Annotated in this window: 21 protein-coding genes and 1 pseudogene; 13 read left to right on the top strand and 9 right to left on the bottom strand. The window is 62.0% G+C overall.

Features of this window, described 5'->3' with window-relative positions; genetic code table 11:
* Positions 1-283 precede the first annotated feature (283 nt).
* The 8 genes from ACIU1A_RS09945 to ACIU1A_RS09910 all read left to right on the top strand — a co-directional run bounded on the left by ACIU1A_RS09945 (position 284) and on the right by ACIU1A_RS09910 (position 9,456).
* Complete coding sequence (locus ACIU1A_RS09945) at positions 284-1,027, top strand: competence/damage-inducible protein A (protein WP_404927218.1); 744 nt, start codon at positions 284-286, stop codon at positions 1,025-1,027.
* An 81-nt stretch (positions 1,028-1,108) separates the two neighbouring features.
* On the top strand, positions 1,109-1,942 hold the full coding sequence (locus ACIU1A_RS09940) for a universal stress protein (RefSeq protein ID WP_140493736.1): 834 nt from the start codon (positions 1,109-1,111) through the stop codon (positions 1,940-1,942).
* A 113-nt stretch (positions 1,943-2,055) separates the two neighbouring features.
* The gene (gene gpt, locus ACIU1A_RS09935) at positions 2,056-2,556 is read left to right on the top strand and encodes a xanthine phosphoribosyltransferase (protein ID WP_140493737.1); all 501 of its coding nucleotides are present in this window, start codon (positions 2,056-2,058) and stop codon (positions 2,554-2,556) included.
* A gap of 209 nt (positions 2,557-2,765) precedes the next feature.
* Positions 2,766-3,254: an NUDIX hydrolase gene (locus ACIU1A_RS09930; protein ID WP_140493739.1), complete on the top strand. Its 489-nt coding sequence runs from the start codon at positions 2,766-2,768 to the stop codon at positions 3,252-3,254.
* A 107-nt stretch (positions 3,255-3,361) separates the two neighbouring features.
* The gene (locus tag ACIU1A_RS09925; RefSeq protein WP_140493741.1) at positions 3,362-3,673 is read left to right on the top strand and encodes a PilZ domain-containing protein; all 312 of its coding nucleotides are present in this window, start codon (positions 3,362-3,364) and stop codon (positions 3,671-3,673) included.
* A gap of 666 nt (positions 3,674-4,339) precedes the next feature.
* On the top strand, positions 4,340-8,107 hold the full coding sequence (locus ACIU1A_RS09920) for a vitamin B12-dependent ribonucleotide reductase (RefSeq protein ID WP_404927217.1): 3,768 nt from the start codon (positions 4,340-4,342) through the stop codon (positions 8,105-8,107).
* Positions 8,108-8,413: 306 nt separating this feature from the next.
* Positions 8,414-9,142, top strand: coding sequence for a hypothetical protein (locus ACIU1A_RS09915; protein WP_404927216.1), 729 nt, complete (start codon positions 8,414-8,416; stop codon positions 9,140-9,142).
* A gap of 116 nt (positions 9,143-9,258) precedes the next feature.
* The gene (locus ACIU1A_RS09910) at positions 9,259-9,456 is read left to right on the top strand and encodes a type II toxin-antitoxin system HicB family antitoxin (protein WP_404927215.1); all 198 of its coding nucleotides are present in this window, start codon (positions 9,259-9,261) and stop codon (positions 9,454-9,456) included.
* Positions 9,457-9,582: 126 nt separating this feature from the next.
* Here ACIU1A_RS09910 and ACIU1A_RS09905 read toward each other — a convergent pair whose 3' ends face one another.
* The 9 genes from ACIU1A_RS09905 to ACIU1A_RS09865 form a co-directional block, all read right to left on the bottom strand.
* Positions 9,583-10,665, bottom strand: coding sequence for a GH25 family lysozyme (locus ACIU1A_RS09905; protein WP_404927214.1), 1,083 nt, complete (start codon positions 10,663-10,665; stop codon positions 9,583-9,585).
* 172 nt (positions 10,666-10,837) lie between these two features.
* Positions 10,838-11,623 (bottom strand): phosphodiester glycosidase family protein, encoded by a 786-nt coding sequence (locus tag ACIU1A_RS09900; protein WP_404927213.1) that lies wholly within the window; start codon positions 11,621-11,623, stop codon positions 10,838-10,840.
* A 132-nt stretch (positions 11,624-11,755) separates the two neighbouring features.
* Positions 11,756-12,382, bottom strand: coding sequence for a transglutaminase-like cysteine peptidase (locus tag ACIU1A_RS09895; protein ID WP_140517673.1), 627 nt, complete (start codon positions 12,380-12,382; stop codon positions 11,756-11,758).
* 208 nt (positions 12,383-12,590) lie between these two features.
* Complete coding sequence (locus tag ACIU1A_RS09890) at positions 12,591-13,463, bottom strand: undecaprenyl-diphosphate phosphatase (protein WP_404927212.1); 873 nt, start codon at positions 13,461-13,463, stop codon at positions 12,591-12,593.
* Between the two features lie 257 nt (positions 13,464-13,720).
* Positions 13,721-13,918 (bottom strand): hypothetical protein, encoded by a 198-nt coding sequence (locus tag ACIU1A_RS09885; RefSeq protein ID WP_140493757.1) that lies wholly within the window; start codon positions 13,916-13,918, stop codon positions 13,721-13,723.
* Positions 13,919-14,151: 233 nt separating this feature from the next.
* Entirely contained in the window at positions 14,152-14,547 is a 396-nt protein-coding gene (locus ACIU1A_RS09880; protein WP_140650680.1) for a GFA family protein, read from the bottom strand.
* 171 nt (positions 14,548-14,718) lie between these two features.
* Complete coding sequence (locus ACIU1A_RS09875) at positions 14,719-15,675, bottom strand: alpha/beta fold hydrolase (RefSeq protein WP_404927211.1); 957 nt, start codon at positions 15,673-15,675, stop codon at positions 14,719-14,721.
* A 207-nt stretch (positions 15,676-15,882) separates the two neighbouring features.
* Entirely contained in the window at positions 15,883-16,131 is a 249-nt protein-coding gene (locus ACIU1A_RS09870; RefSeq protein WP_006206067.1) for a ParB N-terminal domain-containing protein, read from the bottom strand.
* Positions 16,132-16,259: 128 nt separating this feature from the next.
* A complete protein-coding gene (locus tag ACIU1A_RS09865; RefSeq protein WP_404927210.1) occupies positions 16,260-17,219 on the bottom strand; it encodes a LysR family transcriptional regulator in 960 nt (319 codons plus the stop codon).
* A gap of 135 nt (positions 17,220-17,354) precedes the next feature.
* On the opposite strand from ACIU1A_RS09865, the pseudogene ACIU1A_RS09860 reads away from it, so the two are divergent.
* From ACIU1A_RS09860 to ACIU1A_RS09840, 5 genes and pseudogenes are all read left to right on the top strand, one after another.
* Positions 17,355-18,136: pseudogene (locus ACIU1A_RS09860) on the top strand (ABC transporter substrate-binding protein).
* A 62-nt stretch (positions 18,137-18,198) separates the two neighbouring features.
* Positions 18,199-18,846, top strand: a complete 648-nt coding sequence (locus ACIU1A_RS09855) for an amino acid ABC transporter permease (protein ID WP_140564666.1) — start codon at positions 18,199-18,201, stop codon at positions 18,844-18,846.
* 11 nt (positions 18,847-18,857) lie between these two features.
* Positions 18,858-19,517 carry an amino acid ABC transporter permease gene (locus tag ACIU1A_RS09850; RefSeq protein ID WP_404927209.1) on the top strand — a complete coding sequence of 220 codons (660 nt, stop codon included), beginning with the start codon at positions 18,858-18,860 and terminating at the stop codon, positions 19,515-19,517.
* Positions 19,514-20,278 carry an amino acid ABC transporter ATP-binding protein gene (locus ACIU1A_RS09845; protein WP_140560999.1) on the top strand — a complete coding sequence of 255 codons (765 nt, stop codon included), beginning with the start codon at positions 19,514-19,516 and terminating at the stop codon, positions 20,276-20,278. The genes ACIU1A_RS09850 and ACIU1A_RS09845 overlap by 4 nt, the downstream gene beginning before the upstream one ends.
* Positions 20,279-20,286: 8 nt before the next feature.
* Positions 20,287-21,927 (top strand): N,N-dimethylformamidase beta subunit family domain-containing protein, encoded by a 1,641-nt coding sequence (locus ACIU1A_RS09840; protein ID WP_404927208.1) that lies wholly within the window; start codon positions 20,287-20,289, stop codon positions 21,925-21,927.

The following is a 21,927-nucleotide window of genomic DNA, read 5'->3' as shown; positions in this document are numbered from 1 at the left end:
ATGCGCGAGCCACTGTGCCCTGGACGAAGGCAGCGACCCGCATGGCGAAACTGATCTGGGGAGGTGCCAGTCCCGTTCAGGAAGACGATCGCCTCCGGCGGCCACCGACAGGTTGAAATGCGGAGATAGATGATCCTCGGCCGCCCGGCCACGCCAGGGTACTTAGGGCGCCAATATTCGGGGAATACCGCGATACGGGCACAGTTTGTTCACCGGTCGGATGGCATTGCCGCTGGCCGCGTGCCGCGCTATTTCAGGCGACCCGTTTTTGCCGGAGCCATCGATGTCCGAAATCGTTACCGCCGCCATGCTCGTCATCGGCGATGAGATCCTGTCCGGCCGCACCAAGGACAGGAATATCGGCCATCTGGCTGACATCATGACGGCCATCGGCATCGACCTGAAGGAGGTGCGCATCGTTCCCGATGAGGAAGACGAGATCGTCGCCGCGGTAAATGCGGTGCGGGCTCGCTATACCTATGTGTTCACAACCGGCGGCATCGGCCCGACCCATGACGACATCACAGCCGATTCGATTGCCAAGGCCTTCGGCGTGCCGTGCGAATACGATGCCAAGGCCTATGCCCTGCTGGAAGCAAGCTATGCCGCTCGCGGCATCGAATACACCGAGGCCCGCAAGCGCATGGCCCGAATGCCGCGCGGCGCCGACCATATCGACAATCCGGTGTCGGTCGCGCCCGGATTCCGCATCGGAAATGTCCACGCGATGGCGGGCGTGCCCTCGATCTTCCAGGCCATGCTCGACAATGTCGTGCCGACGCTGAAAGCCGGCACGAAAATGCTGTCGGCGGCGGTGCATTGCCCGTTCGGCGAAGGTCTCGTCGGCGGGCCGCTGGGCGAGATCCAGAAAGCGCATCCGGACACGATCATCGGTTCCTATCCGAAGTACGGCGACGGCAAGTTCTGGACCGAACTGGTGGTCCGTGCCCGCAGCCAGCAGGCTCTGGACGCCGCGCGCGCCGATGTCGAGGCGATGGTAGCCGGCTTTGCCAGCAGCGCGAGCTGATCCGGTCCAGGCCGGAACCAAGCACAACACCGCGACGTTTCCTTGCCGCGGGCGGATCGCTCACAAAATGAGGGGATCACCATGCGCTTCAAGACCATCGTCGCCATTCTGCAGAACGAGCAGGACGCGGAGCGCGTGCTCGACTTCGCCATTCCGCTTGCCGGCCGCTTCCAGAGCCATCTGATCGGCATCCACGCCGAAGCGCTTCCGGTGCCCTACACATCGGCCACCGGCTTTCCCGACACCGAGTTCCTGCAGGTTTCGGCCGACATGAACCGCGAACGGGCCGAAAAGCTGCGGGCCGCGTTTCTCAGGCATATCGAGAATTCCGGCCTGTCCTTCGAATGGCATAGCCTGGAGAGTTTTTCCGGCGACAGCGCCCTGACTGGCATTTCAAGCGTGCGTGCCGCCGACCTGATCATCGCCGCGCAGCGCGAGACGGGCGGCGATGCGAGCGCCGACGTCGACACGCTGGTCTACGACGCCGGACGGCCGGTGCTTGTGGTGCCGCACCTGGGTCCGCTGATCACCACCTTCAAGCGTGTGCTGCTTGCCTGGAACGGCAGCAAGGAGGCCGCACGCGCCGCCTTCGATGCGCTGCCCTTCATCATCGAGGCCGACAAAACCGACATTCTGGTCATCGATCCGCCGGACACGCTCGATGAACGCCCCGAGGCCGCCGGAGCGGAAATCGCTTCCGCCTTGTCGCGTCATGGCGCCAGCGTGAGTGTCTCGGTGCAGAGATCGGGCGGCACCTCGGTCGACGAGGTGATCCAGACCAGGATCGCGGAGACCGGCGCCGATTTGCTGGTGCTTGGCGCCTACAGCCACTCGTGGCTGCGCCAGCTCCTGTTCGGCGGAGTGACGCGCTCCGTGCTGCGCACCGCGCCGGTGGCGGCTTTCCTGTCGCGGTAAGTTCACAGTGTCGTTTGCGGCCGCTCTTGCCAAGCGCGAGGTTTTCCAGTTACTTCCGCGCGCATTCCCCTGTTTTCTGCGCGCGACCGCGCGTGCTGCGGAGTGCGCGAAAGATGTCCCTTCCCGAAAAAGCCTTTCCGGTCTCCTGGGACCAGTTCCACCGCGATGCGCGCGCGCTCGCCTGGCGGCTTGCCGGCACCAACAAGGCGCAATGGAAAGCGATCGTCTGCATCACGCGCGGCGGCCTCGTGCCGGCGGCGATCATCTCGCGGGAGCTTGGCATACGCGTTATCGAGACGGTCTGCGTCGCCTCCTATCATGACTACAGCAGCCAGGGTCAGCTGCAGGTGCTGAAGGAGGTCACGCCGGCCCTGCTTGCCGACGACGGCGCGGGCGTGCTGATTATCGACGACCTGACCGACACCGGCAAGACGGCTGGCATCGTGCGCGCCATGATGCCGAAGGCGCATTTCGCCACCGTCTACGCCAAACCGAAGGGGCGGCCGCTGGTCGATACTTTCGTCACCGAGGTCAGTCAGGATACCTGGATCTATTTTCCCTGGGACATGGGCTTCACCTACCAGAAGCCGATCGCCGACGATCACGCCGGCTGATTCGCGGCAAGCAACCTGCTGCAAATCGAGCCGCAGGGAAGCCTCATCCACTAGGCGAAGGGTCTCGCGAGGCTGGCTGGCGCGCGGAAATCGGCGTCTATTGGCGAAAATCGGCCATCCTGATGAAAGTTTTTACTTTTATTGCCGATAATTGGCCGTAAGATTCGTGAGACGGCAAACGATTCTGGAGGCTGGGGCTAGCTTCTCCGATGCTGACGAGGCCAACGACGCACAACCATCTGGCCGAAAGGGTCCGGCGACTCTTCGGCACCGCGCCGTGCCGTCTGCAGGTAGCCGCCCTGCCCTGGCGCGAAACCGGAAACAGCGTCGAGATCATGCTGATTACCAGCCGCGATACCGGCCGCTGGGTGCTTCCGAAGGGCTGGCCTGAAGCCAGGGAGCCGCTTTGCGAAGCCGCGGCGCGCGAGGCTGTCGAGGAAGCCGGACTGCGCGGGACGATCTCGCATCTCGAGGCCGGCCGCTACTTCTACGCCAAGGCCCTGGCCTCCGGCGAGGAAGTGCCGTGCGAGGTATTGGTGTTCCCGCTGCATGTCGACAAGGTCGCCGACCATTGGAAGGAAAAACGCTCCCGCACCCGCAAATGGGTCAGTTCGAGCGAAGCGGTGCGCATGGTCAACGAACCGGATCTTTGCCAGATCATCGCCTATTTCTGCGCCGACCCGCGTCGGTTTGCCTGAACCGGGACCGGCCGCGCCACCAAGCAGCTCGGACGGGGGCGCCTGCGGCGTGAATGCTTTTCTAATGAAGACGTAATAGGATCTGATCCGATCCTGGCGTTTTACCGATGACAAATCCCGCAAATCCCAATCCAGAGAGATCCGACGAGCACAAGCGCGAGCATCGCCAGCGCGTGCTCAAGGGCGGCACGATCATCACGGGCATCTCGAATTCGGAAGTTGGCTGCACGCTGCGCAATCAAAATGAAGGTGGCGCCGAACTCAAGGTTCCGCCCGAAGCAACGATTCCGGATCATTTCCTTCTCTATGTGCCCGTCGACGGCATCGGCTATCGATGCGAAGTCCGCTGGCGCCGCAACGGCCGGATCGGGGTGCACTTCACCGGAACCGAGCCGAAGCCCAGGACGCATTACGGCTGATCCGCGACGTCGGATGCGCCAGATGGTCTGTGCCTGGATCACGCCCCGGAGCCGTCGCGAAGCCTGACAAGCGCGTCTTTGTCCCCTCGGCCGGGGGCTACCGCGGCAGCTCCATTCTATCCCCGTTATCCACATGTGTGACACACAAGATGTTGAGGTCACAAAAGCTACGCAAACGAATCCTTGACGGCGCAAAACGAGTCGCCTTTTATAGGCCATGCGCTCCTGTTGAGAGCGCGACCGGAAAGTTCTGAGCCCGGTCTTTTTCCCGGATTATGTGCGTTTTTCCCCACATTTCCGCCTGTTTACGAGGCTGGCGGAAGCGTTGGGATTGCGGGGGCGTGGGCGATAAAAGGGAGAATTGTCGGACTGGAATAAATTGTCTGTTAACACTATATTTAGTGTTTGCAGGCAGGTTCGACGCTAGATAATGTGAATTTCCCTCGAGTGAGGGAATCGGAAAAAATCAGTTTTGAGGGACCCGCGGGTTCGTCGGTGAGTTGGACAGGCGCTTCGCAAGAAGTTTGACCAGCAAGGCGGACGAAGACCGCGAAAATGGAGAGCCGGCCGTTTTCGAACGCCGGCAGACGGCGGACATGCGCGTTTCGCATTGGGAGCAGAAATCTCCTGACGAAAGCGCTATATATAGACAAAAGGGACCGGACAATGCGCATCGAGCGTCGTTTCACCAGGCAGGGACAATCGGCTTACGCGGAGATCGAATTCCGCAAGGCGCTCTCCGAGATCAAGAATCCGGATGGCTCGGTGGTGTTCCGCTTGGACAATATCGACGTGCCGGCGCAATTCTCCCAGGTCGCCGCCGACATCCTGGCGCAGAAATATTTCCGCAAGGCCGGCGTCCCCGCGCGGCTGAAGAAGGTCGAGGAGAACGATGTTCCCTCCTTCCTGTGGCGCTCCGTCGCCGACGAGGCCGAACTTGCCAAGCTGCCGGAAGCCGAGCGCTACGGGTCCGAGATCGACGCCCGCCAGGTCTTCGACCGGTTGGCCGGCACCTGGACCTATTGGGGCTGGAAGGGCGGCTATTTCAAGTCGGAGGAAGACGCGCGCGCCTTCCGCGACGAGCTTGCCTACATGCTTGCCACCCAGCGCGTGGCGCCGAACTCGCCGCAATGGTTCAACACCGGCCTGCACTGGGCCTATGGCATAGACGGCCCGAGCCAGGGCCACTTCTATGTCGACCCGTTCACCGGCAAGCTGACCAAGTCGAAATCCTCCTACGAGCACCCGCAGCCGCATGCCTGCTTCATCCAGGGCGTGCAGGACGACCTCGTCAATGAGGGCGGCATCATGGATCTGTGGGTGCGCGAGGCGCGCCTGTTCAAATACGGCTCGGGCACCGGCTCCACTTTCTCGCTGCTGCGCGGCGAGGGCGAAAAGCTGTCCGGCGGCGGCCGTTCGTCCGGCCTGATGAGCTTCCTCAAGATCGGCGACCGCGCCGCGGGCGCCATCAAGTCGGGCGGCACGACGCGCCGCGCCGCCAAGATGGTCATCGTCGACGCCGATCACCCCGACATCGAGGAATTCATCGACTGGAAGGTCAATGAAGAGCAGAAGGTCGCCTCGCTGGTGACCGGCTCCAAGATCGTCAAGAAGCATCTCGAAGCGATCATGAAGGCCTGCGTCAACTGCGAAGGCCATGACGACGACTGCTTCGACCCCGCCATCAACACGGCGCTGAAGCGCGAGATCAAGGCGGCCAAGAAGGACGCGGTGCCGGAGAACTACATCTACCGCGTCATCCAGTTCGCCAAGCAGGGCTACACCTCGATGTCGTTCAAGACCTACGACACCGACTGGGATTCCGACGCCTACCTCACCGTCTCCGGCCAGAACTCCAACAATTCGGTGTCGCTGAAGGACAATTTCCTGCGCGCCGTCGAGGATGATGCCGACTGGCATCTCACCGCCCGCAAGGACGGCAAGGTGCTGAAGACGCTGAAGGCCAGGGATCTCTGGGAAAAGATCGGCTACGCCGCCTGGGCATCCGCCGATCCGGGCCTGCACTTCAACACGACGATGAACGACTGGCACACCTGCGCCTCCGCCGGTGCGATCCGGGCCTCCAACCCATGCTCGGAATACATGTTCCTCGACGACACGGCCTGCAATCTCGCCTCGATCAATCTGCTCCCCTACCGCAATGCCGACGGCACGATCGACATCGCTGCCTATGAGCATACGGTCAGGCTGTGGACCATCGTGCTGGAAATCTCGGTCATGATGGCGCAGTTCCCGTCAAAGGAGATCGCCAAGCTCTCCTACGACTACCGCACGCTGGGCCTCGGCTATGCCAACATCGGCGGCCTGTTGATGACCTCGGGCATTCCCTACGATTCCGATGAGGGCCGCGCCATCTGCGCCGCGCTCACCGCCGTCATGACCGGCACCGCCTACGCCACCTCGGCCGAGATGGCGTCCGAGCTCGGCGCCTTCCCCGATTACGACCGCAATGCGCAGAACATGCTGCGCGTCATGCGCAATCATCGCCGCGCCGCCTATGGCGACAAGGACGGCTACGAGAAGCTGGCCGTCAACCCGGTGCCGCTGGTCGCTTCCGACCTCAAGCAGCAGGAGCTGGCGACGCACGCCAAGGCTGCCTGGGACCGTGCCATCGAACTCGGCGAGGAGCATGGCTATCGCAACGCGCAGGCGACCGTGATCGCGCCGACCGGCACGATCGGTCTGGTTATGGATTGCGACACAACCGGCATCGAGCCCGACTTCGCGCTGGTGAAGTTCAAGAAGCTCGCCGGCGGCGGCTATTTCAAGATCATCAACCGCGCCGTGCCGGAAGCGCTGCGCACGCTGGGCTATTCGGAAAGCCAGATCGCCGAGATCGAGGCCTACGCCGTCGGCCACGGCAATCTCAACCAGGCGCCCGGCATCAACCCCGGCTCGCTCAAGGCCAAGGGCTTCACCGACGACAAGATCGCGGCGCTCAACGCGGCGCTGAAGTCGGCCTTCGACATCAAGTTCGTCTTCAACCAGTGGACGCTCGGCGCCGACTGGGTGAAGGAGACCTTTGGCTTCACCGACGAGCAGCTCAACGACTTCTCGTTCGAGATGCTGCCGGCACTGGGCTTCTCCAGGAAGGACATCGAAGCCGCCAACATCCATGTCTGCGGTGCGATGACGCTCGAGGGAGCGCCCTTCCTCAAGGCCGAACACCTCCCCGTGTTCGATTGCGCCAGCCCCTGCGGCAAGATCGGCAAGCGCTCGCTGTCGATCAACAGCCACATCCAGATGATGGCGGCGGCACAGCCTTTCATTTCCGGCGCCATTTCCAAGACCATCAACATGCCGAACGACGCCACGGTGGAGGACGCCAAGAACGCCTACATGCTGTCGTGGAAGCTGGCGCTGAAGGCCAACGCGCTCTACCGCGACGGCTCGAAGCTCTCGCAGCCGCTCAATGCCTCGCTGCTCGCCGATGGCGAGGAGGACGAGGACGAGGCGATCGAACAGCTGGTCGCCGCGCCTGCCGCGCAGCGTGCGGTGCAGGTCACCGAAAAGATCGTCGAGCGCGTCGTGGAGCGTCTCTACCGCGACCGCGAAAAACTGCCGAACCGCCGCAAGGGGTATACGCAGAAGGCGGTCGTCGGCGGCCACAAGGTCTACCTGCGCACCGGCGAGTTCGACGACGGGCGTCTCGGCGAGATCTTCATCGACATGCACAAGGAAGGCGCTGCCTTCCGGGCGATGATGAACAATTTTGCCATCGCCATCTCGCTCGGCCTGCAATATGGCGTGCCGCTCGAGGAATTTGTCGAAGCCTTCACCTTCACCAAGTTCGAGCCGGCCGGCATGGTGCAGGGCAATGACGCGATCAAGAACGCGACGTCGATCCTCGATTACGTGTTCCGCGAACTTGCCGTGTCCTATCTCAACCGCCACGATCTCGCCCATGTCGACCAGTCGGATTTCGACAAGACGGCACTTGGGCGCGGCATCACCGAAGGCAAGGCCACGCCCTTCTCCAAGGGCCTCTACCGCGGTGCCTCGCCGGTCAAGCTGGTGTCGGGCGCCGAACCCAAGGGATTCGGCGGTTCCGCCCCGGCCACGGCCCCTGCCCGCGTGGCGCCGACGGCCTTCTCCGGCTCTAACGTACTGGCGCTGAAGCCGGCGAGCGACGAGGCCATCGCCTACAAGCGCGACTATGAGGAACGCGCCAGGGAACTGGTCGAGGACATCGCCGAGGAGGAAACCGAGGCTTCGGGTGCCGAGGGGCTGTTCTCCGACGCCGCCGCGCACGAGGCCGCCGAGGCCAAGGCACTCGCCGCCACCCGGCGCCAGCAATCGCTGATGCAGGGCTACACCGGCAACGAATGCTCGGAATGCCACAACTTTACCATGGTGCGGAACGGCACCTGCGAGAAGTGCGATACGTGTGGCTCGACGAGCGGGTGCAGCTGAGAATCTGAAGCGCTAGTAAAACGCAGCAGCATTTCGGCCCGATCGTACGATCGGGCCGAAATGGCAAAGGGAACAAAAAGGGTACATCGTATAAGGAAGTCTTTATGTGACATCCCCGAAACACCAAAGGCCAATCCTTCCGGATCGGCCTTTGGTGCCGCGAATAAGCCGAAGCCCACGCGGGGCGACGAGATCAGAATCCCATCTCCTATGACAAGGTTACTATATGGAGATTCTGATCTAAGAGTCGAGAAGGCATCGGCAGCTAGTGTGACTTTAACGGCTCCCGGAAAGGGCTTTTTCGTTATGAAAATTGAACCCAGAATTAGCGCTAGTAAATTGGTTGAGTATTGTTTCGCTCGCTCCACTCGGCGAACTGCGATCATTGAAGACATCATCAGACCTAAGAACTTCCTCCTCGACACCCGCTACAACGAGATTGAACGTGCAATGATGCATTTCATTGAAACTCACGGGCAGGATGACAGCCGACTGTCCCAGCTCGACAGGGCCTTGTTGTCACGCCAACCTGCCACCTCGCACGATGAACAAAGGCTTCTCACAGCTCACGATGCTATCGAACTTTGCCGTACTATGAGCTTGGCCAAGCTACCTACTGCTGCCAAATCAACCGGCGTTTCCGATAGCCAGCCAAAATTCCTTCTTGCCGGTGTCTCTATTAGCGTTCGACCGACAAACTCGGTCAAGATACCACAGGCAGGAAGGAGGGAATTTGGCTTCGGCTTGATCAAACCTTATCTCTCCAAAACACTACCATTGTCGACAGAAACTTCGGCGCTGCATGGAGCGCTTCTCCATTGGTACGCGGAGAAATGTTTCGGGGATGCCGGAGAACCACGCGCCGAACTTTGTTTTGTGCTTGATGTGTTTGCCCAAAAGACTTTCGCTGCACCCGGTAGCTTCAACCAACGCAGGAAGCTGCTGGCAGCTTCCTGCCAAGAGATCGCGGACAGGTGGCAGTCAATTCGGGCGAGACTAATTACTGACGAAGAAGCTAGCCGGAAACGCCATTAATAGCCTTGGTGCTGCAGTAGTTCTTGGTGCTGCTCGCCTTCGCCCCTTGATGTGGCAAAGGGTGAGCAGCGCCAGGAACAGCATGAAACTTTTAGGCAGCTTTGAACGAGGACTGTATGCGCTACGCCGTAGCGATTGAAAAAGCAGGCGATAATTTCTCAGCTTATGTGCCGGATTTGCCCGGCTGCATCGCGACGGGTACGAGCGTATCTGAGGTGAAAAACGAGATTCACACCGCAATACGCTTCCACATCGAGGGTTTGCAAGCCGACGGGCTGGACGTGCCGAAGGCGTCAGCTTTGCGGAATATGTAGAGGCATAGTCGATATCCAGGCACTGCTCAACACGGCGCTTAAAGACCTTCCTGCGAGCGAGGAGCAACTGGCCGGAGCAAGTAGATTAAAAAGGCACCAGGAAGGGGTGAACGATCGGCGCGCGTTTCAATCCGCGTCGGCCACCGTCTGCCGGCCGCCGGCCCAGGCGCGCCATTGCCGTTCGTCGCCGTGGAAGACGTTGAGATCGATGCGGCCGGTTACGCCGTGCGACAGGCCGGAGCCGGAATATTGCCAGAACAGCCATTTGCGGCCGGGATAGACTTTTGAGGGGTGCTGCGCCACGGCGCGCAGCCAGAACGAATAATCGAGGAATTCGCCGCGAAGATTGTCGCGGTAGAAATCGGGCGCGGTGTAGATGATGGGCCGCTGGCCGTAATGGCGTTCAAGCTTGTCCATGAACACCTGCATCTTCTCCAGCACCTTTTCGCGCGACGGCCGCCGCTTGCAGCTGGATTCGCCATTCCATTCGACATCGATCACCGGCGGCAAGGCGCCCTCGACCCTGGGCACGTTGCGGATGAACCAGTCGGCCTGCTCGCCGGCGGTGCGGCACCAGTAGAAGAAGTGATAGGCGCCGCGCTTCAGCCCTGCGGCGTCGGCGTTGCGCCAATTCCTGGTGAACATCGGATCGAGATGGTCGCCGCCGTCGGTCGCCTTGATGTAGGCGAAGTTGGCGCCTTGGGCGCGCAGCTTCTCCCAGTTGACGTTGCCTTGCCAGCGCGACACGTCGACGCCATGCACGGCAAGGTGTCGCGGCGAAGAGCGGCCGAAATTGATCGGCTTGGCATCGCGAAAGCCGTAGCGCGTGACAGGCCCGGCCAGCATCGGAGGTGCCGCCCGCGACAAGAGCTTCGGCGGCGATACAAGCGCCGCCGGCTCGACGACCGGCGGCTCGACGCTGTCCGGCAGGTCGGGCGCCGGAAACGCCACCGTCTCTTCCTCCGCCAGGCCATAGGGCCGGACATTCTCGTCCACCGGCGTGGCTTCCGCCACCCTCCGTTCGGCTGCCATTCTCCGTTCGGCCTTGGTCACGGGGGCGGATGCGATCGGCGCGCTTGGCCGCACCACCGAGTTGGTGATCTCGTTCGACGGCTTCTGGATGTCCAGCGCGTCCATGCCGGATGTCGATGAGCAGCCGGCAAGGCATAGCGATGCGATCACGAAACTGACGGCGCCTGGTAACCGCATCTGGACCTGTACTCAAACACAACAGACCGAAGGCGACGGCCGACGGACAAACCAGGTCTAGTTATGAACGAGAAATTACCAATAAAGATTGAATCAAGTTTTTAAGCATGTTCGGCACGGTTGCGGGTGTGGGCCGTGCGCGACGACAAGCGCAATCTACGCCTGCCCCATCCTATCGCCTGAAGACGCCGATCATCGGCCCCAGGTTCCAGTAGTCGTCATTGCGGCCGATGGCCGGCGCGAGCAGGCTCGATATCGACCCGTCAAGGAACAGCGCATTGTCGCAGCCGAGCCCGTCGCGAAACAGGCGTGCGAATGCATGGAATGTCACCGTGCCATTCGAAATGGCGAAGACGACGACGCCGTCCTTTCGCACCCCGACACCGTCGCGCGTCTTGCGCGAGGTGCTGTCGGCCCGGAATTTCTGGTGCAACTTGCCGTTGATCACCAGCATCGGCCCGGACTGAGTGGCATAATCGGTGGGCGGACGCTTCTTTAGGAAATCCCTTGTCGCGCGGACCGCGGCCTTGCCGTCGCTGATGTAGAAAATACCGTTGGGCTGGAGTGAAAAATTGCCGCTTCCCGACCCGACCTTCGCCGAGGCCAGTTCCTGCCCGCGCTCGACATACAGGCCGACCGGCGCGAGGTTTGGATGGTACATTCCGGCATTGATGGCGAACAGCATCGTGCGCCCGGCCCGCCGCTGGGCATCGTCGAGATTGTGCAGCGATTGATAGGGCTTGCCGGCCGGATCCTTCCAGAACAATTCGATCCGATATTGCTTGGGATCGACCTCGCAGACCAGGTAGCTGGTGGCCTCGAAGACGAGGTCGCGGCACGGCGGCAACGAGGCGAACCATTGGCCGACCCCCATGCCGATCGCTGCCGCCGACGGCAGCGCGGTCTTGACTAGCCCGAGCAGCAAAGGCGCGGATTGGAGGACAGTCAAAAGATCCATGCGCGCACCGGATTGCCAGTTCCAACGAGCCGCTGCCAGCATTCGCCGGCACGACGCAAGAACGGTCCCAAGCGGGAATGGATCAAACGGCCAAGGTCGAAGTGCGGCTGCCGACGCAAGACATCGGCGACATCATTGAACAGAGCTGACGAGCCGCTCGTCGCCGCCAAGGATGGAAACCCAGCGACCGCTGTTGTCGCTCGCCTGTCTCTTCAGATAGCGATAGCCTGTCTGGTTCCAGAGGCGAACCTTGTCGCTGAGATTGTCGAGGACGAAATCGCCCTTGTCGGTGCGCACCGTAAGCACGGCGTGGCCTTCGCCGTCCGGCTTGCGCACCACCGTCATCAGCAGATTGGCGATTGCAATGCCGGCGGCCTGGAGCTCGCGCTGCTTTTCAAGCGCGTAGTCTTCGCAGTCGCCAAACCCGTTATCGGGGTAGGCCCACCACTCATCCTTGCCGTAATTGTCCATGTCGCTCATCGGCTTGACGCGGGTGTTGACCGAGAGATTTACGGCGGAAATTTCCCGCAACAGCTGGCCGGTCATGCTCTCCGGAGCGTTGGCGGGCGAGCGGATGGAGCATTCGGCAGAATGGACCTTGCAAAAATCATAGTGCCCGATCGGCTGGGAGGTTTGCCCGCCGATGGTCATGGAAAGCGGTCCCGCATTCGCCAAACCCGCGGCCGAACAAAAAGCCGTCAGCGCCAACGCAAACCCCAAACCCCTCGCCTTGCGGCGCCAACCCACCGAGGATGCCATACGGCCCCACCCATCTATTTTTGTTAACAGAACGTTAAAGATGGATTTTGCCTGGAGTCAATGAAGGCGGCCGATCACATCTTTGGCGATCGACGCATGCCCGACCGGGGTTGCGCCGAAGCAACACCGGCTCGCACATTCCTGGAGTTGCCCTTTAGTCCCTTGTTTGACGCCGGCGGAAAACCGCTGCGCGCTTTCCGGGATTGCTTCAGGCAAGCCATCCCATCGCCAGGCCCAGCAGCAAGGCGATGCCGAGCACGCCGCGATAAATGACGAAAGGCCAGGCTGAGAAGCGTTCCAGCACGCGCATCAGGCCCCATATGGCGAAGAAGGCGGATAGCGAGGCGACGACCAGGCCGACCGCGAGGATCGACCAGCCATGGGCATCGAGATGGGCCTTGTGCAGTTCCCAGAGCTCCTTGAGACCGGCGAGTGCGATGGCCGGCAGCCCCAGCAGGAATGAAAAGCGCGCCGCTTCTTCCCGCTTAAAGCCGAGCCCCAGTGCTGCCGTCAAGGTCGAACCGGACCGCGAGACGCCCGGGATCAATGCGCCGATTTGGGCGATGCCGACGAGCAGCGCATCGGCCATGGATGCCTGGCCCATGGTGCGCGCATGGCGGGCACGGAGTTCGGCCAGCGCCAGCAGGAGTGCCATGACGATGCAGGCCCAGCCGATGACCCCGAGGCCGCGCAGCGGCGAATTGCAGGCGTTGAGAAGGCCAGACAGAGCCACGCCGGCGATGACGATCGGGATCGTCGCCAGCACGATCCAGAGCGCCAGCCGGAAATGTCGGTCGGCGAAATCGCGCCGTTTCAAGGCACTGACCGAACCGGACAGGATGTCCCTGACATCGTTCCAGAAGTAGCTGATCACCGCGGCGAGGGCCGCAAGCTGCATGGCGGCGGAGAAAGCGGAGCCGGGATCCCGCCAGCCCAGCATCGCCGGGACGACGCGCATGTGGGCGGTCGAGGAAATCGGCAGCAGTTCGGTGATGCCTTGCACCAAGCCCAGAAATGCGACCTTGGCGTAGCCCAGGCCGACAAAGCCCATGTCCATGCCTTGCATGCAGCTGTCGGCCATGTCGAATTCCATGTCAGAGAGATCGGAGTTGCGCGGGGAACGACTGGTGGCGATCGGCCCTAGGCAAGCCATACCGCCATGGGACGGAAAATCAATTTACGGATCTGTGAACTGGCACCCGGGAATGGGCGTCAGCGAGTGCGGAAGGCGCGTTCGAATATCAACACCGCGCCGCCTCGGCGCGTTGGCAGCGCCAGGCAGTGGCCAGACCGGCCCGTTGGGTCGGCCTGTAAAAACTGGAGGAAATCACGATGCGATCAGGGGCACAACCAGAGCTTCTGGCACGCCCTGGCGATCACGTGCGCCGGCGGCACAACCGGCTCCTCGACGGAAGGCCGACGCGCCCGTTCGAGCAGCATGCGCACCTGTTCCGGGCGCACACGATCGCGCTCCATCACAAGCAGGACCATCGGATCGCTCAAAAGCTCGTCCAGGGTACTGATGCTGTCGTTCATCCGTCGTCTCCTCGAATGCCGGCCCGCACCGGTTAAATAGGGAGACAATGATGGCTCGCCAATGACGCTTTGCCGGCTTTCGCGTGACTGTTTCGGTTATTTCGTGACTGTTTCGTCATAGTCGCGTAACTTCACTCTTCTGTTGGCCCACTTCATCCGGTACGGCTCATCGGTTTCGGCGCTCAAGCGCAGATCCACCTTCTTTCATAAGTCGAGAAGGGAGGCCGGAGGCCTCAGGCAGGCGGCGCGCGTTCGTGCTGCGGCAAGCCGTCATCGAGCACCACCCAGGGCTGCTTGGAGGCGGTCCAGATATGCATCTGCGGCTTGAAGACGGACGGATCGTCGAGTGACCCGGTGGTGACGCCCATGATGCCGGCGGCATCGCGCCGCGAAAACATCGTCGTACCGCAGCTTGGGCAAAACCCGCGCTTAATATCCGGCGAGCTGTTCACGATCGCGAACGGCCCTTCGACCGTCACATCGTCGATGCGAAACAGCACACGCGCGTTGAAGGCGGCGCCGATCGCCTTTTGACAAAGCCGACAATGGCAGATGCGTTCGTTGACGGGCTCGACGTCGGCGCGATAACGCACCGCTCCGCACAGGCATCCGCCCTGATATTTAGCCATTGCCGCATCCGTTCGTGAGAAGATTTGATGCGAGACTATCGACGCCCGACATCGGGTCAATTCAATAGCATTGATGCGATCCCATCGACGGCTGCGATGGCTGCGATGGCTGCGGCGACAAAAACTGCCGGCCGCCTCGAAGGAGACCGCCGGCAGCCAATGCCGGGCAAGCTATTCGGTTTCGCCGACCACCTCATCCCAGCTCTTCACCTTGGTCTCACCGTTGAGGAACGGCAGCGCGGCGGCCGTCAGCTCTGGAGCGAAGAAGACGTCGTAGTGGGTCCGGTTGGGCAGGATCGCCAGGCGGTTCCGCGACAGGTTTTCACGCATCCAGCCGGCGTCCTTCAAACCGCCGCCGAGCATCTGGTAGAACTTGATCTCGTGCTCGGGCTTGTACATGTCGCTGTCGCCGTAGGCCAGCATGACCGGCATCTTCAGCTTGGGAACATCGGCCGAGTAGTCGTAGTTCTGGCGCATGAAGTTGCCGAGCGTGTCGAGCAGCTTCGGGAACTCCTCGGGATGCGGCGCCACGGCGACGTAGGATTTGTACATCGGCGTGTCCTTCATGAAATCGGCCGCTGCCGCGCTCACCTGCGCCTGCTGGGGACGCAGCTCGTCATAGAAACCGTCGGCGGCATAGCCGGTCGAGACCAGCACAAGCCGGCGCACCGCTTCGGGGTGCTGGACGGCCATGCGGAAGGCGACGCCGCCGCCCAGCGAATAACCCATGACGTCGACCTCGCCGTAGCCAAGCCGTTTGACGATATCAGCCATGTCGTCGCCCATCGCCTCCAGCGTGAACGGCCGGTCGCCAAGTGCGGTGCGACCATGGCCTTGCAGATCGACGGTGATGACAGTGCGATGCTCGGCAAGCTTCGACAGAATGGGGGCGAACATGTCCGATGTACCGAGACCGCCATGCAACAGAAGCAGCGGCTCACCCTTGCCGTGGACGGCATAATAGTAATTCAGGCCGTTGATCGGCAGCAGGCCGGATTTTTCAGGCTTCGGCGGTGTCTTCGCTTCGGTCGTCATGGCAGATTTTACCTCGTTTGCGTTGGCGATGCCCGGACAGGCGAGAAGCGCCGTGGCCGAAGCAAGAATGGCGAAAAGCAGGGCTTTGGACATATCGATCTCCTCCAGTCTGTCCGTGTGTCGGTGCGTTCTTGAGCTGGCTGGTGCATCGGCCCCAACCTGGGCGAAAACCGATCGAGAATATTGGTCTGACCCGGCTTCCGTCCCAAGGACGAACCAGCGAAATGCAAACCGACATCATCAAGGAAAAATTCCGGGGCTTTCCCGTGGATGGGGATCAACGGCGAAATCGAGGACGCGTCAGTGGCGCTTGGCTTGCACCAGATAGGCATCAATCTCGGTCTCGCCGAGCCACTTGGCCGCTTCCAGCCGATGCAGGCCTTCTACCAGGATATGACGCTTGCCGTCGTGACGGACCTGGATCGGCATCTTCATGCCATTTTCCAGAATGTCCTCAGCGAGATGACGGACCGTCTCGGGATGCAGCGTCTTCTTACGCGCCGTCGGCACGTAGATGTCGTCGACCTTGACCTTCTGCACTCTGAGCATGTCGACTCCCGGGGCGGAACGCCGCCTTGTCCTGAGATAGTCGCTTTGTTGACGAGGGCCAAGGGCATGGCGACGAATAGGGCGGAGGCAACCGGGTTTGTCTGCTGCCGCGCAGTCGATATTGCGTATCAGCCTTTGTAGATACGTTCCTCGAGCGGCGTCTCGGCAATCAACGCCTGCAGCCCTGACAGCAACGCCTTCTCGGCGCGGTTCATCGCCTTGTCCGGATTGACCAGCAGGAAGATATCGATGGCCGGCGGCGCATCATAGGGCGGCAGCCGCCACAGCGCGCCGTCGGCCACATCGCGCCGCGCCACATGCAGCGGCAGCGGGCCGATGCCGAGCCCGGCGACGATCATGCGCCGCACCTCCTCCAGGCTCGACGAAACGCCCACGACATCGGCGTTCAGCCGTGCTTCGCTACGCAACAGTGCGACCGGCCGCAGCGCATCCGAAATATGGTCGGTCTGGAACGATACTGACGGCTCGTCGCGGAGATCGGCGAGCGTCAGTCCGGTTTGCCCATAGAGCCTGTGCCGCGGCCCGCAAAAGAAGCCGAAGAACTCGCGATAGACCATGTCGTATTGCAGCGCCGGATCGCGCTGGCTGACCAGGCAGACGCCAAACGAAGCACGGCGCTCCCTCACCTGCTTGGCCACTTCGGTGCTTGCCGCGACCGAAATGGTGATGCTGGCGCGCGGATAGTTGCGGTGGAATTCCGACAGCGCCCGATCGAACAGCGGCGAGACCACGTGGCTGGCGGTCGCGATCATGACGTGGCCGGTGACATCGTCGCTGATGCCGCGCATCAAGAGCGGCAGCTGCGATATGGTGCCGAACACCTCGATGCTCTGCTCGTAGAGAAGCCGTCCAACCTCGGTGAGCTCGAAGCGCGTCGCATCGCGTTCGACCAGCCGCCGGCCGACCCGGTCTTCCAGCCGCCGCAGCGCATTGCTGACGCTTGGCTGCTTGAGGTTCAGCCTCTCGGCGGCACGCGTTATGCTCTTCACCTCCGCGATGACGACGAATGTCCGCAAAAGGTTCCAGTCCAGATCCCAGACCAGCCGTTCGGGGCGCGGCAATGCCATTCCTGATATCTATGCTCCCTATTTCCATTATCTATTTGCGCAATGCTACCGCAAAGGCAATCATTGCCGTCAGGAGTGCGCCCCAACGCCTCCCAAGAACAAGCCTTCGCGCTCCATCCAGAGGACAGGTTTCAAATGAACAAGGTATTTTCCGGCATTGCCGTCGCGGCGCTGCTGTTTGCGTCTTCCTTCGCTAACGTCTCGGCCAGGGCCGATGACCTCGAGAAGGTCAAGGCGGCGGACGAATTGAAGATTTCCATGAGCGGGCAGTATCCCCCTTCAACTTCGTCAACGACCAGAACGAGGTCGTCGGCTTCGACGCCGATATCGGCAAGGCCATCGCCGAGCGTATCGGCGTCAAGGGCACCATCATCACGACCGCCTGGGACGGCATCATCGCCGGCCTGCTCGCCAACAAATACGACACCGTGGTCGGCTCGATGACGATCACGCCCGAGCGTGAGAAGGTGGTCGATTTCGTCGGCCCCTACTATCACGCCGGCCGTGCGGTTTTCGTCAACCAGGATTCCAAGGTGCAGAGCCTCGACGAACTCAAGGGCAAGACCCTTGGCGTGACGCTCGGCGAAACACATGAGAAATGGGCGCGCCAACAGGGCGGCTGGGACATCCGCACCTATAAGGGGCTGCCGGAATTGCTGCTTGAGCTGAAGGCGGGCCGCGTCGACGCCATCGTCGTCGACAACATTCCGGTCATGGTCGCCGTCAAGGAGACCGGCGAGAAGGTACGCAAGCTCGACACGCCGGGTATCGAAGGCGGCAGCGTCGCCATCGGCATCGCCATCCGCAAGGACAATCCCGAGCTCAAGGCCGCCATGCAGAAGGCGCTGGACGGCATGATGGCCGATGGTACCTACGAGAAGATATCGATGCACTGGGTCGGCAGCGACATCCGCTAACTTCGCCAGGCTTCGGCGGTCCAGGCCGCCTGAAGCCGAAAGCCACTGCGCCGGGCCATTCCATGGATTTCTCCTTGATGCAGCGCGTCTTCCCGTTCTTCGTGGAAGCCGCCTTGGTGACGCTGGAACTGACAGCGCTGGCCCTGGTTCTGGGGCTGGCCGTGGCAGCACTGGCCGCGACCGCAAGAATGTCGAGATCGGCGGTCCTGCGGGCCATCGGCACGCTCTATGTGAGCCTGTTCCGTGGCACACCGTGCCTGATCCAGCTCTTCGTGCTCTATTTCGGCGGTCCGCAGATCGGCATCAATCTGGATCCGTTCGCGGCCGGCGTGATCGGCCTCGGCCTCAACATCGGCGCCTATATGGCGGAGTCAATCCGAGGCGCGGTGGTTGCGGTCGACCGGGGCCAGACGGAGGCGGCCCGCACAATCGGATTCGGCCGGTTCCAGACCTTGCGCAAGGTCGTGCTGCCGCAAGCCGCCCGGCTGATGATCCGCCCGCTTGGCGTCAACACGGTCGCGCTGTTGAAAGGCTCGGCCCTGGTGTCCACCATCTCGGTCGTGGAATTGACCTACACCGCGCAGCGCTTCATCGGCTCCACCTACAAGCCGTTCGAAATCTTCGGCGTCGCGGCCCTGCTCTACATGATCATGGTCTATGCCGTCGCCCGCATAGTCGACATGCTCGACAAACGCTTCGCGATCGTCTGAGGCAGAACACGATGCAAGGCCTGGATTTCACAGTCATCGCGCCCTACTGGGATCTTCTGCTGACCGGCGCCTGGTGGACATCAGTGCTGACGGTCTCGGCGGGAGCGCTCAGCTTCGGCGGCGGCATCTTCTTTGCCGTGATCGTACTTTACGCGCCGGCAATCCTGGCCTACCCCGTACGCGCCTTCATGTGGGTATTCATGGGCACGCCGCTGCTATTGCAGCTCTTCCTGATCTATTTTGGCCTGGTGCAGGTCGGCATCGACATCCCTGCGCTTGCGGCCGGCATTGTCGGCCTTGGACTGCATTTTGCCGTCTACAATGCCGATGTCATCCGCGCAGGCATCGTGGCCGTCGATGTCGGCCAGACGGAAGGCGCGCGCAGCATCGGCTTCGGCAAGTGGCAGACGCTGCGCCACGTCGTGATACCGCAAGCCATCCGCAACACGGCGCCACCGATCGGCAGCAATTTGATCGCGCTGTTGAAGGAATCCTCCATCGTCTCGGTCATCGGCATTGCCGAACTGGTTCACTCGGCGCAACTGGCGATCAGCGAAACGTTTCGCCCTTTCGAATTCTACATCACTGCCGCCGCGCTCTACTACATTCTCAACCTCGTGCTCGAAGCGGCCCTGCATCGGTTCGAAAGACATGTGGAGGTTTCCCGATGAGCACGCAGCGGCCAATGGTCGAGGTCCGCGGCGCACGCAAATCGTTTGGCGCCGTCGAGGTCCTCAGAGGTATCGACCTGTCGGTCGAACGTGGGCAGATCGTCGCCATCATCGGCCCGAGCGGCTCCGGCAAGAGCACGCTGCTGCGTTCCATCAACCATCTCGAGGGTTTGAACAGCGGTGAGGTCTGGCTGGACGGCCTGCAAGTGAACCAGAAGCTGCATGGCCAGGCGTTCGAAAGGCACATCAACAAGGTGCGCCAGCAGATGGGCATGGTGTTCCAGCACTTTAACCTGTTCCCGCATTTGACCGTGATCGAGAACATCACGATGGGGCCGGTGATCCTGAAAAGCATGCCGAAAGCCGAAGCTCGTGCGCTGGCGCTTGAACTGTTGTCCAAGGTCGGGCTCTCCGACAAGATCGACGCCTATCCCTCGCGTCTTTCGGGCGGGCAGAAGCAGCGTGTGGCGATTGCCCGCGCGCTGGCCATGCAGCCCAAGGTGATGCTGTTCGACGAGGCCACCTCGGCGCTCGATCCGGAGCTGGTCGACGAGGTCAACGCGGTGATGAAGCAGCTTGCCGCCGAGCACATGACCATGCTCATCGTAACGCACGAAATGCGCTTTGCCGGCGAAGTGGCCGACAGGGTGCTGTTCATGGATGGCGGCGTGGTAGTGGAAGAAGGCCCGCCGGGCGACATCTTCCGCGCCCCGCAAAAGGAACGCACCCGCACCTTCCTCAAGAAATACCTTTCAGCCTGAGCATGACAATGACCAGATTGACCACTGAATTCCCCGATTTCGGATTGACGCCAGAGCAACGCCGGCACGCGGTGCGCGGACACTACTACGAATGGCCAAGTATGGATGGCGAGCGCGGTGAAATCTGGTGCTACAGCGACCGGTTTTCCTATCGCGCCGGCGAGACAGTGACGCTGCATGTCAGTTCGACGGCTCCGTCCTTCATCATGACGATCGTCCGCGACGGTGGCACCGAGACAAAGGTATTCGAGAAGTCCGGCATTCCGGCGCGTTGGCAGGAAAGTCCAGACCAGTGCTCGGCCGAAGGCTGCGGCTGGGAAGCCTCGTTCGAATTCCGCGTCGGCAGCGACTGGCCGTCCGGCGCCTATCGCGTGACGCTGACCGCGGACGGCCGTGACGGCAAGCCGATCCAATCCTATCATCTTTTCATCGTCGCGCCCCTGCCCGGCAAGAAGCCAGGCCGTGTGCTGCAGGTGGCGGCGACAGGCACCTGGCTCGCCTACAACACCTGGGGCGGCTCCAATCACTACCAGGGCATCACCGGGCCGGACCGTAACCAATATTCTCCGATCGTCTCGACGCAGCGCCCCTGGTGCCGCGGCTTTGTCATGCTCCCCAAGGAGGCGCCGCGCGTGCCGCTGGAGGTCGCGGTGCCACCCAGGACCGTGCCGCGCTATCCTCACATGGAATGGGCGCTTGCGACGGGCCATTCGAAGAAATACGCCTCGTCGGGCTGGGCGAGCTATGACAGCCATTTCTTCCGCTTCGCCGAACGGGCGGGCTACGCCGTCGATCTCGCCAGCCAGCACGATCTGCATTTCTCGCCCGACATTCTCGATGGCTACGACTGCGCCGTCTTTGTCGGCCATGACGAGTACTGGACCTGGGAAATGCGCGATGCGGTCGACAGCTACGTCGAACGTGGCGGCCATGCGGCGCGCTTCGCCGGCAACTTCATGTGGCAGACGCGGCTGGAGGATGAAGGCCGGCGGCAGGTCTGCTACAAATACCGCGCCCGAGCCGAGGACCCCGCCTATCGCGGCGGCGACGTCACCCGCGCCACCAATTCCTGGGAGGCGCCCGAGATCGGCCGGCCGGGTTCGGCGACCTTCGGGCTCAACGCCACACGCGGCCTCTATGCCGGATGGGGCGGCTGCGCGCCACGCGGCGTGCGCGGCTTTCCCGTGTATCGGCCCGAGCACTGGGCCTTTGCCGGAACCGGCATCTACTATGGCGACCTGCTTGGCGCCGACAGCCATGTCTATGGCTATGAGGTCGACGGGCTGGATTTCGAAATCCGCGGCGGCCTTCCCTACCCGACCGCGACCAGCGGCGCACCGGACGGCTTGCAGGTTCTCGCCGTCGGCATGGCCAGCCAGGTCGAGGAAAGCGCCGATATCCCGATCGAGGATCAGTTTCTCACCGACGAGGATGGTCGCTTCAGCGCCGAGACGCTGTTCGGCGATCGGAGCGACGCCAATCTGGAAAAGGTCAAACGCGGCAACGGCATGATCGTCAGTTTCCCGCGCGGCAAGGGCGAGGTCTTTCACGCCGGAAGTTGCGAATGGGTCGCCGGCCTGCTGAGGCAGGACCCGATGGTCGAACGCGTTACCCAAAATGTCCTCGATCGTTATCTCGGAAAGTCCTGA

Origin of the sequence: Mesorhizobium maamorense (assembly GCF_044998965.1) — a bacterium.
GTDB lineage: Bacteria > Pseudomonadota > Alphaproteobacteria > Rhizobiales > Rhizobiaceae > Mesorhizobium.
This window is presented reverse-complemented; position numbering and strand designations above follow the sequence as displayed.